This is a genomic window from Nonomuraea sp. NPDC002799 (assembly GCF_053592075.1).
In genome coordinates, this window is record NZ_JBSFVA010000057.1 from 1 (window position 1) to 13,623 (window position 13,623).

The 13,623-nt window shown below is 68.2% G+C and carries 13 protein-coding genes; 11 read left to right on the forward strand and 2 right to left on the reverse strand.

Annotation, left to right across the window (positions count from 1 at the left end; translation table 11 throughout):
* Nucleotides 1-393 precede the first annotated feature (393 nt).
* The 3 genes from ACWD0F_RS48265 (at nucleotide 394) to ACWD0F_RS48275 (ending at nucleotide 3,822) form a co-directional block, all read left to right on the forward strand.
* The gene (locus ACWD0F_RS48265; protein ID WP_449889330.1) at nucleotides 394-897 is read left to right on the forward strand and encodes an RICIN domain-containing protein; all 504 of its coding nucleotides are present in this window, start codon (nucleotides 394-396) and stop codon (nucleotides 895-897) included.
* 250 nt (nucleotides 898-1,147) lie between these two features.
* Complete coding sequence (locus tag ACWD0F_RS48270) at nucleotides 1,148-1,624, forward strand: RICIN domain-containing protein (protein ID WP_449889332.1); 477 nt, start codon at nucleotides 1,148-1,150, stop codon at nucleotides 1,622-1,624.
* A 140-nt stretch (nucleotides 1,625-1,764) separates the two neighbouring features.
* The gene (locus ACWD0F_RS48275) at nucleotides 1,765-3,822 is read left to right on the forward strand and encodes a sialidase family protein (RefSeq protein WP_449889334.1); all 2,058 of its coding nucleotides are present in this window, start codon (nucleotides 1,765-1,767) and stop codon (nucleotides 3,820-3,822) included.
* 260 nt (nucleotides 3,823-4,082) lie between these two features.
* On the opposite strand, the gene ACWD0F_RS48280 is transcribed toward ACWD0F_RS48275, so the two are convergent.
* Together ACWD0F_RS48280 and ACWD0F_RS48285 are read right to left on the reverse strand one after the other, a co-directional pair.
* The gene (locus tag ACWD0F_RS48280; protein ID WP_449889336.1) at nucleotides 4,083-5,105 is read right to left on the reverse strand and encodes an NmrA/HSCARG family protein; all 1,023 of its coding nucleotides are present in this window, start codon (nucleotides 5,103-5,105) and stop codon (nucleotides 4,083-4,085) included.
* A 264-nt stretch (nucleotides 5,106-5,369) separates the two neighbouring features.
* The gene (locus ACWD0F_RS48285; RefSeq protein WP_449889338.1) at nucleotides 5,370-6,272 is read right to left on the reverse strand and encodes a LysR family transcriptional regulator; all 903 of its coding nucleotides are present in this window, start codon (nucleotides 6,270-6,272) and stop codon (nucleotides 5,370-5,372) included.
* A gap of 111 nt (nucleotides 6,273-6,383) precedes the next feature.
* Between ACWD0F_RS48285 and ACWD0F_RS48290 the strand changes: the two genes are divergently transcribed.
* The 8 genes from ACWD0F_RS48290 to ACWD0F_RS48325 all read left to right on the forward strand — a co-directional run bounded on the left by ACWD0F_RS48290 (nucleotide 6,384) and on the right by ACWD0F_RS48325 (nucleotide 13,551).
* Nucleotides 6,384-6,836, forward strand: a complete 453-nt coding sequence (locus tag ACWD0F_RS48290) for a cupin domain-containing protein (RefSeq protein ID WP_449889340.1) — start codon at nucleotides 6,384-6,386, stop codon at nucleotides 6,834-6,836.
* A 35-nt stretch (nucleotides 6,837-6,871) separates the two neighbouring features.
* Complete coding sequence (locus ACWD0F_RS48295) at nucleotides 6,872-8,218, forward strand: MFS transporter (RefSeq protein WP_449889342.1); 1,347 nt, start codon at nucleotides 6,872-6,874, stop codon at nucleotides 8,216-8,218.
* A 167-nt stretch (nucleotides 8,219-8,385) separates the two neighbouring features.
* Complete coding sequence (locus tag ACWD0F_RS48300; RefSeq protein WP_449889344.1) at nucleotides 8,386-8,877, forward strand: N-acetyltransferase family protein; 492 nt, start codon at nucleotides 8,386-8,388, stop codon at nucleotides 8,875-8,877.
* Between the two features lie 258 nt (nucleotides 8,878-9,135).
* Nucleotides 9,136-9,825, forward strand: a complete 690-nt coding sequence (locus ACWD0F_RS48305) for a FadR/GntR family transcriptional regulator (RefSeq protein ID WP_449889346.1) — start codon at nucleotides 9,136-9,138, stop codon at nucleotides 9,823-9,825.
* 288 nt (nucleotides 9,826-10,113) lie between these two features.
* A complete protein-coding gene (locus ACWD0F_RS48310) occupies nucleotides 10,114-10,908 on the forward strand; it encodes an ABC transporter ATP-binding protein (protein WP_449889348.1) in 795 nt (264 codons plus the stop codon).
* The gene (locus ACWD0F_RS48315; protein WP_449889350.1) at nucleotides 10,908-11,618 is read left to right on the forward strand and encodes an ABC transporter ATP-binding protein; all 711 of its coding nucleotides are present in this window, start codon (nucleotides 10,908-10,910) and stop codon (nucleotides 11,616-11,618) included. The genes ACWD0F_RS48310 and ACWD0F_RS48315 overlap by 1 nt, the downstream gene beginning before the upstream one ends.
* A gap of 11 nt (nucleotides 11,619-11,629) precedes the next feature.
* Nucleotides 11,630-12,508, forward strand: coding sequence for a branched-chain amino acid ABC transporter permease (locus ACWD0F_RS48320; RefSeq protein WP_449889352.1), 879 nt, complete (start codon nucleotides 11,630-11,632; stop codon nucleotides 12,506-12,508).
* Nucleotides 12,505-13,551 (forward strand): branched-chain amino acid ABC transporter permease, encoded by a 1,047-nt coding sequence (locus tag ACWD0F_RS48325; RefSeq protein ID WP_449889354.1) that lies wholly within the window; start codon nucleotides 12,505-12,507, stop codon nucleotides 13,549-13,551. The genes ACWD0F_RS48320 and ACWD0F_RS48325 overlap by 4 nt, the downstream gene beginning before the upstream one ends.
* Nucleotides 13,552-13,623: the final 72 nt, after the last annotated feature.

Here is a 13,623-nt window from a genome sequence, read left to right on the forward strand (position 1 = left end):
CTACCTTGAGGCCGGCCTGCAGCAGCAGGTTCACCGCTGCGCGTCCGACGCTTCCGGTTGCTCCGATGACCAGGAACATGTGCGTCTCCTTCGCTTCTACCGTGATTGCTTGCAGATCATATGATATGGAAATCATATCATATGAACGCGAACCACGGAGCGTGCAAGTGCATGGACGTCGGCAACGCAGTGCCGGTGTCGCCGTTCGAAGCGCCGCGTTCCAGTCATTTTGCGGATGCGCGTTTCGGCTGTGCCTTTTAGCGTTTCGACTGGAGTCACTGCACGCCTGGAGTGACTCTCCTGACGACCGTGCGTGGTTCGGCGACGAACGCAGTCCCCAGCCAGGTAGTCGGCCGCATACGAATTCAGTGAATTCGAAGGAGCTGTACATCGATGTTCAAAATCATCAGGAAGAAAATGGTCACGCGATTCTCTGCGGTGGCCGCGACGGCCGCGTGCGCACTGGCCTTCTCCGCGCCGGCCAACGCGGAGGTGTGGAGAACATTGTACAATTGGACCGGCAAGTGCCTGGCCGTCCCCCACGCGAGCAATGCGGAGGGCGTCGGCCTCATCGGGTGGCAATGCTCAGGCGGCAGCGAGCAGCAGTGGGCGCTGCAATCGGTCGAGGGCGGAGTCGGCAACCGCTACCGTATTAAGAGCTTCGACAATGACCTGTGCCTCGCCATTCCCCACGGCAACAAGGACAACGGTGTCCAGGCCATTCAGTGGGACTGCACCGGCGCGGAGGATCAGCTCTGGATCTATGACAGCGCCTACCGACTGCGGAACGTGGGCACCGACAGATGTCTCGCGCTCCCCAACCCCGCCGGAGTCGCCGGCCCCAAGGCCATTCAGTGGACGTGCGGGACGAATTCGGATCAGCGCTGGACCTGGTAGCACCTGATCAGTCGGCCGGAGATAGGCCGACCTGGGCGTGCGTGACCGCCGCCCCCGGGGCGGCCCTCCTCGCAGGGCCGCCCTTCGGCGTCCGCCAGGCCAGGACCAGATCGTTTCCGTCAGCGGAACGGGTCGGGCGCGTTCCCGCCCTGCCGCTCTGAATATTCTTTGGAATGCGAAGGATGGATATTTCATGGTCGAAACGAGCAGAATACGAAGCATTTTCAGTAAGCGAAGATATGCCACCCCAATGGCAGCCGTCGCCTTGGCGAGTGCGTCCGTGCTCACGGTTTCCTGGATGATCGGCGAGGCATCGGCAGCCGAGAATGCCATATACGCGAGGCTCTACAACCAGGGGACCGGAAAGTGCCTGGCTGTGCCACATTCCAGCATGACCAACGGAATCGCGTCGATCCAGTGGACCTGTAGCGTCAGCGAGAGCCAGTTCTGGGCGTTCGAATCCGCATCCGGAGGATACCGGGTGCGCAACCTGGCGAGCGGCAAATGCCTCGCCATCGGCGGTGGTAGCACGGCCAACGGCGCCACGGCCATCCAATGGACGTGCGGCACCGGTAAGGAGCAGGTCTGGGTGTGGGACAACCTCGACCGGCTGAAGAATGTGAACAGCGGCCGATATCTGGCCATACCCGGCGGCAGCACGACCAACAGCACCGAGGCCATTCAGTGGACCGGTTCAGAGAGCACGGATCAGCAATGGCTCTGGTAACGGGAAGGCCGGCCCTTCGAGGCCCGAGACGCTGGCTGCTGTGCCTGATGGCACTCGTCACCTTGGCGGGCGGCCCTCTCCGCCCCGATTCCGCATCAGCGGAGGGCACTTCCGCCGAGAGCACGATCTACACCAATAGGGTGACCGAGGGCGACGGCCCCCGTACTCCGGACATCATCAGCACGAGTGAGAGCAACGCCGTCGTGGCCTGGCGGGAGGGCACCGTCCCCGGAAAGGTGGACCAGGGATTCATCCGGTACGCGTACACCACCGACGGCGGCGCGACCTGGAGCCGCCCGAAAGTGCTGGCCCAGGAGACCGACCAGTACGCCTGGACCTACGTCATCCTCTACCGGGCGGGTGACGAGATCTTCGCCTACATCGGGCGGACCGCGGCCACGAGCAGCAACGGCGTGCCGATCAACGCCATCGTCGCCAAGCGCAGCACCGACGAGGGACACACTTGGCAGGACTACGCCGTCACCATGCCGACGGGAATCGTCAACCTCATCATGGCCGGGCGACCGCTTCGGCTAGCCGACGGAACGCATGTCATACCGTTCTGGTCGTCGGGCCGGCAGAACGGGGTGCTGCGCTCGATGGACCTGAAGGACTGGACGGCCGGCGGAATGGTGCCGGACCCGGACGGCTTCAAGCCCGGCGAACCGCAGATCGCCGTCTCGCCGGAGGCCCCGCAGATGCTAGTCATGACGGCCCGCAGCGGCCATTACACGCAGCCGGACTACGACACCGAACCGGCTTACGGGGTGCGGGCCACGAGCGCCGACGGTGGCAAGACCTGGACGTCCTTCGCCCTCGACACCGAACTGCCGAGTTACAACACAAAGGGCTACTTCACCAAGGACAGCAATGGCCGGTATCTGGCCATCTACAACACCGCCCGAGACCGGCAGATCCTGTACTACAAGGTCAAGCGCCCCGGTGAGCCCTGGGGCGCCGGCCAGTTCTTCGCCGACGGCCCCGCGGTCACCGACACTGGCACCGGCGCGGGCTGGGACACTTACGCGATGGCTGACGAGTACGCGCCCGGCAAGTTCTACGTCACCTGGGAGCACGACACCTCGGGCATCAAAGTGAGCAAACTCGACATCTCAGACGCGTTCACCAACATCTCCAGCGACTTCACCTCAGCGACCGGCTGGAGCGTCGACTCCGGCGGCGGCACCGCTGAGATTCTCCCGCCGGGCGAACTGCACCTGCGTAGTGCGAACTCCACCGACGCGGCGGTCGGCCGCTCCTACGGACCGGCGTCCGGCTTCGTCGCCACCGTAGAAGGCAAGGTCAGTGACCACTCGAAGCTCGACACCACCACCGGCACGGGCGCCGGTCTCGCCATGAGCGTCAGCACTGGCAGCAGGCAGCTCGTGTTCGCCGTCCAGGACGACGGCGTCTACTCGCGAGTGTCGGGGCAGAGCACGTGGTCGCGGGTCCTGACCCGGAGCATCGACAACGATTGGCACACCTGGAAGGCGAGCGTCGACGGGGCCGGCAGAGCCACCATCTCCCAGGATTCGCAGGAGGCAGGCGTGTCCTGGACCATCCCGGCGGTCAGCACCGCCCCGGGCGTGCGGCTGTGGTCCTCGGGCACCGCGGCCGATCCGGCCGAGGCGCAGGTCGACAGTGCCGGAGTCGCCCGCAACGTCGCCGACTCGACCTGGGACGACCTGATCGGCTGGACCACGGCGGCGAACGGCGGCACCGCCGCGTTGACCGGGGACAGCCGCCTGCGGCTGCGCAATGCCAACGGCTCGGTCAGCGCTGTCAGGCAGAACACCCCCAAGATGTGTGACTTCACCCTCGACTTCCGGGGACAGCTCACCGATCCGAGCACCCTCGACACCGACACGGGTGTGGGCGCCTCGATGGCGGTGCGCGTCGACACGGGCGCCCGCCGATTGATGCTCACCGTCCAGGCCGACGGCGTGTACTCGATGCGCAAGGGCCAGACCACGTGGTCTCGGGTCCTTGCCACGACCACCGGCGCGGCTGCCACCTCGTGGCGGGTCGTCACGGGCAGTGCCGGCGAAGCCAGGCTCTACCGTGACGGCACGGACACCGGAGCCACCTGGAGCATCCAGGACATGGCCACCACGCCGGGCGTCCAGCATTGGGTGTCCGGAACCTCTTCGAACCCCGCCGAAGCGTCCGTGGAGTGGACCAGGGTGACGTGCAGCTGACGTGAGGGGGCCGAGGCTCCCTCGGACCGGCCCGACGGCGTCTCCGCACCGACCGTGGGTCCGGCCTCGGCGATCGAGGCCGGACCGACAACGACGCAGCCTCGGACATGTCCACGGTCATCCGGCGGCGTATTGCAGTTGCCCAGAACCAAGCGAATCATCGGGACATCTCGCCTTACGAACTGACTCGTCACTGGGACAGGACAGGACCGACCAGCAAACCAGCGCTGGTTCGGCGGCCGAGAGCTCGGGCGCGATGATCAGGCGTTGTGCAGGAAGTTCCAGTCCTGCTCGTCCGTCCATGTGGTGAAGTCGCGCCAGGGGATCTCTGGATAAGAGGTGCGCAGCGCGGCGATGTCCACCCCGAAGCTCTCGCGGTTGAACCAGTCGCGCATCGCCACACCATCTGCGCCACCGTATTCGGGCAGCGATTCGCGTTTCGGCTCGACGTATTTGACGGCGTGGCCGGAGGCGGCGGTGAGCGCGGCGGCCATCTGCTCGCCGGTCAGCTCATCGGCGGCCAGCTCGACCGTCGCACCCGCGAAAGCGGCGGGTCTCTCCAGAGTGAGGCGTACGAACGCGCCGATGTCCGCCACGGCGACATGCTGCACGGGACGTTCCGAAGGTATCGGCAGGGACAGCACGCCATCGCGAAGCCGGGCGCGCGCCCACGGCGCGGTCGTGTTCTCCATGAACGCGACCGGTCGCAGAATCGTGGCGGGACCCCCCAGCCGGGCGATCTCCTGTTCCACCCGCAGCTTGGCCTCCAGGTGCCTGATGCCGGTGTCGCGATCGGCGCCGGCCGCTGAGCTGTAGATCAGGCGAATCCCCAGCTGGACGGCCACTTGGGCCATCGTGCTGCCCTGCCGGACCTCTGCCTCGGGACCCGCCTCGTAGGACGTGGACATGGTGAAGATCGCATCCATCCCGTCGGCGGCGGCCTCCAGGGTCTCGCGGTCCTCCAAATTTCCCGCCACGACTTCGGCGCCCGTTTCTCCCAGGCGTTGCGCCCGCTGGGCGCCGATGTCCCGAGTGAGTGCCCGCACCGTGTGGCCGTGGGCGAGGAGTTCCTGTGTGACGGCGCCTCCTTGCTGCCCCGTCGATCCCGTCACCAGAACACGCATGGTCGTTCCTCCAGTTCCATCAACAATACCCAAAGGGACAGTACCAAATGAAACTATTCTGGATGTTGCTAGATGATCGACCTCGCCGAGCTCACCCTGCAGCCGAAAAGCGCCATCACCCGGCTCGTCGAGCGCCTCGTGCGACGCGGGTGCCGTCACCCGTCACCAGCCCGCCGACAACAGGCGCACCACGTACGCCGTCCTCACCCCTGAAGGGCGCGGCCTTTTCGACCGTGCGCGGCCGGTGTACATCCAAGGCGTCCGGGAACTGCTGGGCGACCACGTCACCCCTGCCGATGTCCAGCTGCTCCGGCGGAGACTCCGGGCCGTCCTCGACGGTTTCGGGGCCTGGTCCGACGAACGGTGCGACCCGCAACCGCTCGCGGACTCCACCCCGTAGTGGCTCCAGGAGATCCGAGATCGTCAGTGCGGTCTGGTGGCGGTGAGGGCCTGCAGGAGCTGGCGGATCGGTGCGCTGGGCGGGCCGGGGGAGACCGCCAGCGACGTGGTGAGCGCCGGCTGGGCCAGTGGCCGGATCGCCACCCCTGACACGGATGGCAGGCTCGCCACCTCGTAGAACACCGTCCAAGACGGCTCCGCGGCGGCCATCGTGGTGAGCGTGCCCTGGAAGTCGGTGAACGGCGGCCCCAGGATCGGCTCCGCTCCCGCCGCCCGGCAGGCACCGATGATCAGGTCGTGAAAGGGCGGGCTGCTCTGCCTTGGAGCGAGTCGCAACGGCAGCATGGCCAGCTTCTCCAGGCACAGCTCCTGTTCCGCGGCTAGCGAGTGCGAGTCGGGTAGGGCCACGTAGAGCGGGTCGGTCCACACTGGCAGGAGTTCGAGGCCGGGGACGGTGTCGTCCGCGCGCGCCTGCGCGGTGTCCATGGCGCGTACCAGCGCGGCGTCCAGTTCGCCGGAGCGGACCGCAGCCAGCCTCTCGGCTGCGGGCAGCCGCTTGAGCCCGACCTGGAGCCCGGGTGCGAGCGCGGCCAGCTCGGTGAGCAACCGGTAGATCCGGTCGCCGGGCCCCTGCACGACGCCGAGTCGCAGGACGCCGTCCGCGCCGGAAGTGATGTCGGCGGCCACCTGCGTGAGGCGGTGCGCCGCCGCCAGCGTCGCGCGGGCCTCGGGCAGCAGCCGTTCGCCCGCTGCTGACAGCCGTACGTGCCGGGTGGAGCGGCTGAACAGGGGCGCTCCGAGCTCCCGCTCCAGGCGGCGGACCTGCTGGCTGACCGCGGACTGGACGATGCGGAGCCGCTCGGCCGCCCGGCCGAAGCCGCCTTCCTCGGCCACCGCCACGAAGTACTGCAGTTGCCGCAGTTCCATCGCTCGCCTCGATTCATCTGGATCGGTGATGACTGCAGGCGTCAACCGCTTCTGGTTCGTCGCGTGTTCCCGCGCTCGAATGGACAGCGTTGTGGCGAAAGGAGTTTCGAGATGTCTGTTCATGACGTTCTGGTGGTGCGGCCGGAGGATGCCGAGCGCGTCACCTTGCCGAACGGCGGGGGATTCCTGCTGCTGGCCGAGGCCGCCCACACGGCTGGCGCGCTGGGCGCCAACCGCCTCACCCTGGCCGAGGGCGCGAGGGGCGCCCGCCGTCACTACCACGCGCTGTCGAGCGAGCTGTTCTACGTGGTCGACGGCGAGATGGAGTTCGAACTCGACGGTGAGGTGATGCCGGTGGGCGCGGGCGGGCTGGTGGTGGTGCCGCCCAGGATGCCGCATGCCTTCGGCGCCGCGCCCGGGTCGACGGCGGACGTGCTGGTGGTGCTGACCCCGGGAGTGGATCGCTTCGGCTATTTCCGCGCGCTGGGCCGAATCCAGCACGGCCTGGACTCCTTCGACAACCTTCTGCCCGAGCAGGAGCGCTACGACGTGCACTTCCTCTGATGACCTCCTGGCCTGCCCCGCTGAAAGAGAGTTCGATGTCCACTCACATTCGTGCGATTGGCCCCGGTTCGACGGCTGTGCGTCTGGGCGCGCTGTTCGGTCCGTCGGTCTTCGGGGTCACCGCTGCGGGCGTGGCGCTGCCCCGTGTCGCCACCGCGCTACAGGCCGGGCCGGCGGCCGTGGCCTGGGTGCTGACCGCGCACGCTCTGGCGCTCGGCGTGGGCGTCGCCGTCTTCGGGCGGATCGCCGACACCCGGGGCGTCCGCTTGGCGTTGGTAGCCGGGACGGTGGTGCTGGGCGCGGGCGCCGTGATCTGCCTGCTCGCGCCGGACCTGGGTGTCCTGGTGGCGGGCCGGCTGGTCCTGGCGGCCGGGTCGGGGGCGACGGCCGCGAGCGGTGCGGCCCTGCTGGCCGCCGTCGATCCGGGTCACCGGCCCCGGGTGCTGGCCGGGTACGGGATGGTCATCGCGGTGTTCGCGGCCGGCGCCACGCTGGTCGGCGGCGCGGTGACCACCTGGCTGAGCTGGCGGGTCACCCTGATCCTGCCCGTGCTGTCTGTCCCGGCCGTCCCGTTCTGCCTGCCTCTGGTGCGGCGGGCAGGCTCGGGCCGGCCGGTCGACGTCACTGGAGCCGCCCTGCTGACCGTGGTGGCGAGCACGCTGCTGGTGCTCGTGCAGGCGCGGTCGCTTCAGCTCGGCTCCACCCTCACGGCCGGGCTGGCGGCACTGCTCGTCGTGGCCGGAGCCGGGCTGGTGGGGTGGACGTGGCGGCACATGGACGGTTTCCTGCCCCGCGCGGTGCTCACCGACAAGATGTTCAGGAACGCGGTGGGTGTGGGGAGCGGCGTCTTCGCCGGGCTGTTCGCCACGATGTACGCGGTGCCGCAGCTGCTGGCGGGCTCACACGGCTGGAGTGTGCTGGTGATCGGGGCGGCGTTGCTGCCCGGCGCGGCGGTGGGGGCGCTGCTCTCACGCAAGGCCGCTCTGCTGGCGGGACAGAGCGGGCGCTGGCTGCTGGCGGGCACGACGCTGGCCGCGTCCCTGGCGCTCGGCCTGGCCGCCTGGCGGGCGGATGGGCCAACGGAAGTGGCGGCCGCCGCGCTCAGCCTGGCCGCGTTCGCTGTCACGCAGGTCGTGCTCACCGGGGAGATGTCGGCCAGGTTGCCTGCGCACCTGCGCGGTATGGGGATGGGGCTGCTCAACCTGACGTTCTTCGTCGGCGGTGCGACGGGCTCGGCCGTGGCGGGGGCGCTGTCGGCGTCGATGGGACTGTCCGGCGTCCTGGTGGTGGTCGCGGCCTTCCCGCTGGCCGCCGCGGTGCTGGCTCTGACGTCGCGCCGGTCGGCTCAGCCGGTGGCGGAGCCGGCCGCGCAGACCGGCTGAGCAGCCCTCCCGGGCGGCAGCGAGCAGGTCGTTCGCGGCCCTGGCGGGAGCTGGGGCAAGTTGTGCCCCAGCTCAGTGCACTGATCTCATGATGCGTCTGGCAGTATCCGTTGGGGTGCGACGTCTTGGGGACTGAATCCGGCGCGTTGAAGAAGGTGAGTGGCAGCATGACCGATCTTCCGGTGGTTCCGAAGCGGTTCCGTCTCGACGTGCGGCTGCCGCAGACCGTGCCGGCTCACGACTTCCGGCATCCAGAAGAGGCTGACGTCCCCGCTCTGGGGCAAGTGATGTGGAATGCGTATCGGGGAACGCCCGATGAACGGGACGCCGGGAGCAGTGTCACCTCCGCGACGGAGGAGATCCGTCTGGCTTTTGCCGGCGTCCATGGGCCTTTCCTGCCCGGGGCGTCCTTCGTGGCCGATGCCGGTGCCCGGCCGGTAGCCGCCGCATTGGTGACGCTGTGGAAAGAAGTGCCGCTGCTGGCGTACATCTTCACCGCGCCGTCACATGCCGGCCGGGGGCTGGGACGGCGGCTGATCGAGGCGGTGGTGCACGCTCTCGGCGAGCAGGGCTATCCGCTGTTGTCCCTTGCGGTGACGGAGGACAACACCAGGGCCCGACGCCTCTACGAGTACATGGGCTTCACGCCACACCAATAACGTGAAGACGCAGGGCCGCAGGGCGCGACTGGCATCCTGCGGAGTTCAGCGCGGTTGGACGCCGTAGCGAGCTTCCCGGCCTGCACGCCTGGCTGCCGACAGCATCGTTGGTTCAGAGGCGGGCGGTGAGAAGATCATCGATTTGATTGAGGATATCCAGTATGCTCAATGGGGGAGTGGCTGGCGTGTGAGCTCGCCAGAGGGCAACCGGCCGCCAGTCGATCTGAGGGTCGTTCGTGAGAGATCGGAATTGCTTACGTGACGGATGCCGTTTCGCTGCCGCCCAAGGTGTCGCGGGCCGAGGTGCTGGTTCGTGAGATCGAGGGCCGGATCCTGTCCGGTGAGTGGGCGCAAGGGGACCGGCTGGGAACGCGAGCGGATCTGCGGGTCAAGTATGGGGTGGCCGCCGCCACGGTGAGCGAGACGGTCCGCATGCTGGAGGCCCGTGGGCTGGTTGAGACCCGGCCCGGCAACGGAGGCGGGATCTTCGTCAGTCAGCCGGCCGCGTTCGTGCGCCTCGGCCACAAGGTCCTTGAGCTGCGCAGCGAGCCGATCACTGTGGCCGACTGCCTCGCCGTGCGGGACAACCTTGACCCGATGGTCGTGGTGGAGGCCGCGCGGCATCGCACGGACGGCGACATCGTGGAACTCAACGCCCTGCTGCGGAAGCTGCTCCGCAGCCTGGACGACCCGAACACCTACCTCGCGGCCAACTGGGCCTTGCATCGCAGACTCGCCGAGGTGAGCCCCAACCTCGTGCTCCGGCACCTCTACCTTAGCTTGCTCGACTTCATCGAGAGCCAGGTGAACGCGGTCGTGCCCGACGGCGACTTCGGCGGCGCCGAGGCCAGGGAGACGCACACGGCCATCGTGGAGGCGGTCTGCGCCGGAGATGTCGAGGCCGCATGGCGGGCCGGGCAGCGGCACGTGCGGCTGACCAGCCGCTGATCCACTCGTTTCTGGCCGGGGACTTCGTTCCCGGCGCGCGTGCGTACGGAAGTGATGCGTCACGTGGCGAGGAATGCCGCCCGTATCGCCCGCCGTCGCGGCTCGCGTCACCAGGCTCATGGGTCGGCTCCGTGCTGCCGTAAGGCAACGCGGAGCCCCGGTGGATCTCCGTAAATGACCGAAATTGGACTTTGGTCTCTTGTTGCTACTTCTTTCAAAGGATATATTCGATGGGTCTATTGAAGACGTCGCCCTCGGGTGCCGTCTGCGAAGAGAGATGGGAATCGCGTGCCTCAGCCCGATCCGCCGTCCGGAGACCCACCGCCCACCCTTGAGATCATCCAGTTGTCGCTCTTGCTCGGCGGAGTCCGGGCACTTACCTCCGTGGACCTGGTCGTCGAATCTCGCACGATCGTCGGCCTGGTCGGACCGAACGGCGCGGGAAAGACGTCCCTGTTCAACTGCGTCTGCGGCTACTATCCGGCGACGTCCGGGTGGATCCGCGTCGCGGGAACGGACGTGACCCGGCGCAAGCCACACGAACTGCCCCGCCATGGGGTGGCCCGCACCTTCCAGCATCCGATCCTGGAGCCCTCGTCCACCGTCATGGAGAACGTCCTGGTGGGTGGCCACGGCGGCATCCGGTCGGGTCCGCTGTCGTACGCGCTGCGGTTGCCGTGGGCTGTCCGGGACGAGCGGCGGACCACGCGGGCCGCCCGGGACCTGCTCGACTATCTGGAGATCGGGCATCAGGCGAACCTCAAAGCCGGCGAGCTGTCTTACGGCGGGCAGAAGCGCGTCGAGCTGGCGCGGGCGCTGCTCACCAGGCCGACGCTGCTCTTGCTGGACGAACTCGCCTCCGGTCTGACCCACGAGGAGGTCATGGCCCTCGCCACGGTGATCCGCCAGATTCGGGACGACCACGGCATCTCGGTTCTCCTTGTCGAGCATCACATGGGCATGATCTCCGCGATCACCGACAAGGTGGTCGCTTTGGTGGAGGGCGTCAAGGTCGCCGAGGGCACCGCCGCGCAGGTGCAGCTCGATCCGGCGGTCGTCGAGGCGTACCTGGGAGCCGCGTGATGGCGCTGCTGGAGATCCGCGACCTGCGCGCCGGATACGGCGCGGCCGAAGTGCTGCACGGCGTGGAGCTGACGGTCGAGACGGGCGGTACGACGGCGCTTCTCGGCGCGAACGGCGCGGGCAAGACGACCACGCTGCGGGCGCTGTGCGGCATGATCCGCCGCCGGGGCGAGATCGTCTTCGACGGCCTCGACATCACGGGCCTGAGCACCGAGCGGATCGCCCGCCTCGGGGTGGCGCACGTCCCCCAGGGGCGCGGTTCGCTGGCCAACCTCAGCGTCCGGGACAACATGATGGTCGGCGCGCTGCTCCGGCGCGACCGCTCAGCGGTACGCGGCGACCTCGACCGATGCCTGGCCATGTTCCCGGCGCTGGCCAAGCGCGTCAAGGCGGCGGCCGGCACCATGTCCGGCGGCGAGCAGCAGATGCTGGCCATCTGCCGAGCGCTGATGAGCCGCCCGAAGTTGCTGGTCCTCGACGAGCCGTCGCTCGGCCTCGCGCCCGTGATCACGCGCCGGGTCTTCGACGCACTGCTCGGCTTCCAGACCGAGTGGGGCGTGTCCATGCTGGTCGTCGAGCAGAACGCGAACCTCGCCCTCGGCCTGGCCGATCGGGCGTCCGTGCTCGAATTCGGGCGCGTCGTGGTAGCGGGGCCGGCGGCGGAGATCGCCGGCCGCGACGACGTACGCCGCGCCTACCTCGGAACGTGAGGTACCTTCCGATGCACGCACTTCAGCAGGTCATCGATGGGATGACCACTGGTTCGATCTACGGTGCGTTAGCACTGGCCCTCGTGCTGGTCTATCGATCCACGGGGATGATCAACTTCGCCCAGGGGCAGATGGCCGTGCTGTCGACCTATCTGGCCTGGGCGATGACACAGGCGGGCGTTCCGATCGTGCCGGCCGTCGTCCTGGCGATCGTCATCGCGATCCTCGTCGGGGCCGCTGTCGAGCGATTGCTGATCCGCCGCTTCGAGGGGCGCGACCACCTCACCACGATCATCGTCACCGTCGGCCTCCTGACCACGTTCAACGGCGTGGTGATCTGGCTCTGGGGCGCGGACCTGAAGACGATCCCCTCGCTGTTTCCAGCACGCGACCTCAGCGTCGGCACGATGCGCTTCACCTTGCAGGACATCGGCATCGTGGGCGTGTTGATCGCGGTCATCCTCGTCATGCAGGCCCTGTTCCGGGGCACGCGGCTGGGGCTGGCGCTGCGGGCCGTCGCCGACAATCCGCAGTCGAGCGCGTTGTCCGGGCTGCCGATCGGTCTGCTGCTGATGACGGGCTGGGCGCTGGCGGGGGCGGTCGGCAGTCTGGGCGGAGTGCTGATCGCGCCGAAGATCTCGCTGCAGCCCGGCATGCTCGACAACGTCCTGACCTACGCGGTGGCGGCGGCGATACTCGGTGGGCTCGACAGCCCGATCGGCGCCATCGTCGCCGCGTGGACGCTCGGCATCGCGCAGAACCTGGCCGGCACCTACATCCCGCTGGTGGGAACCGACCTGCAGATCGCGGTCCCACTTGTGATCATGGCGGTCGTGCTCCTGATCCGGCCGCAGGGCCTGTTGGGGCGAAGGGAAGTGATGCGGGTATGACCCGCTTGACGAACGCCGTCCGGCCCTCGTGGCTGGGAAGCCTCGCCGATCGGCGGGCGGCCAGATGGGCCGCGGGCATCGCCGTCGCCGTCGCCGCCGTCGTGATCCCCTTCAACGCCTCGCCTTACACCAACCTCCAGCTCACGCTGGTGATCGCGCTGGCCGTGGCGATCCGCGGGATCGACGTGCTGACCGGGTACGCGGGTCAGGTGACGCTCGGGCAGAGTGCGTTCTTCGGCATCGGCGCCTACGTGGGCGCCTACGGCTTCGCCCACGGCTGGCCGGTCGTGGGCGGCTTCCTGCTCGCACCGATCCTGTGCGCGGTGGCCGGGGTGATCGTGGCCATTCCGGCCGTGCGGCTGCGGGGGTTCGCCTTCGGGGTGATCACGTTGGCCCTGCCCGTCGTCGCCGTTCCGCTCGCCATCCGGCTGGAAGGGCTGACCGGAGGCGCCATCGGGCTTGCGGTGAGCACGATCTCGGCGCCGAGCTGGAGCGGATTGGCCGATGACCAGTGGCAGTATCTGCTCGTGCTCGCCATCGGTGCCGTGATGTTCCTGCTGGCGCGCAATCTGCTGGCCGGCCGGGTGGGCCGGGCCCTGACGCTGATCCGGACCAGTGAGATCGCCGCCTCGTCGGTGGGAATACCCGTGCAGCGCTACAAGATCCTCGCCTTCGCGATCGCCTCGGCGTACGGGGGTGTCGCGGGTTGGCTGTACCTCACCGCGGTCCGCTACATCGGCGTCGACTCCCTCGCGCTCACGCTGTCGATATCGATGCTCGTGGCCCTCGTCGTCGGGGGCGTGCGCAGCCCGCTCGGCTGTGTGATCGGAGCGGCCTTCTACATCCTTGTCCCGAACATCACGGACCGGGCCACGCCCGGGCGCTCCGCACTGTTCTTCGGCGTCGCCCTGCTGATCGTGCTGCTCATGGTGCCGGGTGGGATCGGCGGAGCGCTGCGGGCCGCCTGGTCCAGGCTGATCGTGGCGCGACGTCCGGCGGAATCGATCCCCGCGGCGCCGGCTGAGCAGCGCGTTGTCTCCTGATCGCAGACCTTGCCGCAGTCTGACTCAAAGGCTATATTCAATGCATCGAAAGCATCTTTACGATGCTCGATG

Coding starts and splice junctions, on each gene's coding strand:
- ACWD0F_RS48265 (WP_449889330.1), top strand. CDS start 394: ATGTTCAAAATCATCAGGAAGAAAATGGTCACGCGATTCTCTGCGGTG.
- ACWD0F_RS48270 (WP_449889332.1), top strand. CDS start 1,148: ATGGCAGCCGTCGCCTTGGCGAGTGCGTCCGTGCTCACGGTTTCCTGG.
- ACWD0F_RS48285 (WP_449889338.1), bottom strand. CDS start 6,272: ATGGAACTGCGGCAACTGCAGTACTTCGTGGCGGTGGCCGAGGAAGGC.
- ACWD0F_RS48290 (WP_449889340.1), top strand. CDS start 6,384: ATGTCTGTTCATGACGTTCTGGTGGTGCGGCCGGAGGATGCCGAGCGC.
- ACWD0F_RS48295 (WP_449889342.1), top strand. CDS start 6,872: ATGTCCACTCACATTCGTGCGATTGGCCCCGGTTCGACGGCTGTGCGT.
- ACWD0F_RS48300 (WP_449889344.1), top strand. CDS start 8,386: ATGACCGATCTTCCGGTGGTTCCGAAGCGGTTCCGTCTCGACGTGCGG.
- ACWD0F_RS48315 (WP_449889350.1), top strand. CDS start 10,908: ATGGCGCTGCTGGAGATCCGCGACCTGCGCGCCGGATACGGCGCGGCC.
- ACWD0F_RS48320 (WP_449889352.1), top strand. CDS start 11,630: ATGCACGCACTTCAGCAGGTCATCGATGGGATGACCACTGGTTCGATC.
- ACWD0F_RS48325 (WP_449889354.1), top strand. CDS start 12,505: ATGACCCGCTTGACGAACGCCGTCCGGCCCTCGTGGCTGGGAAGCCTC.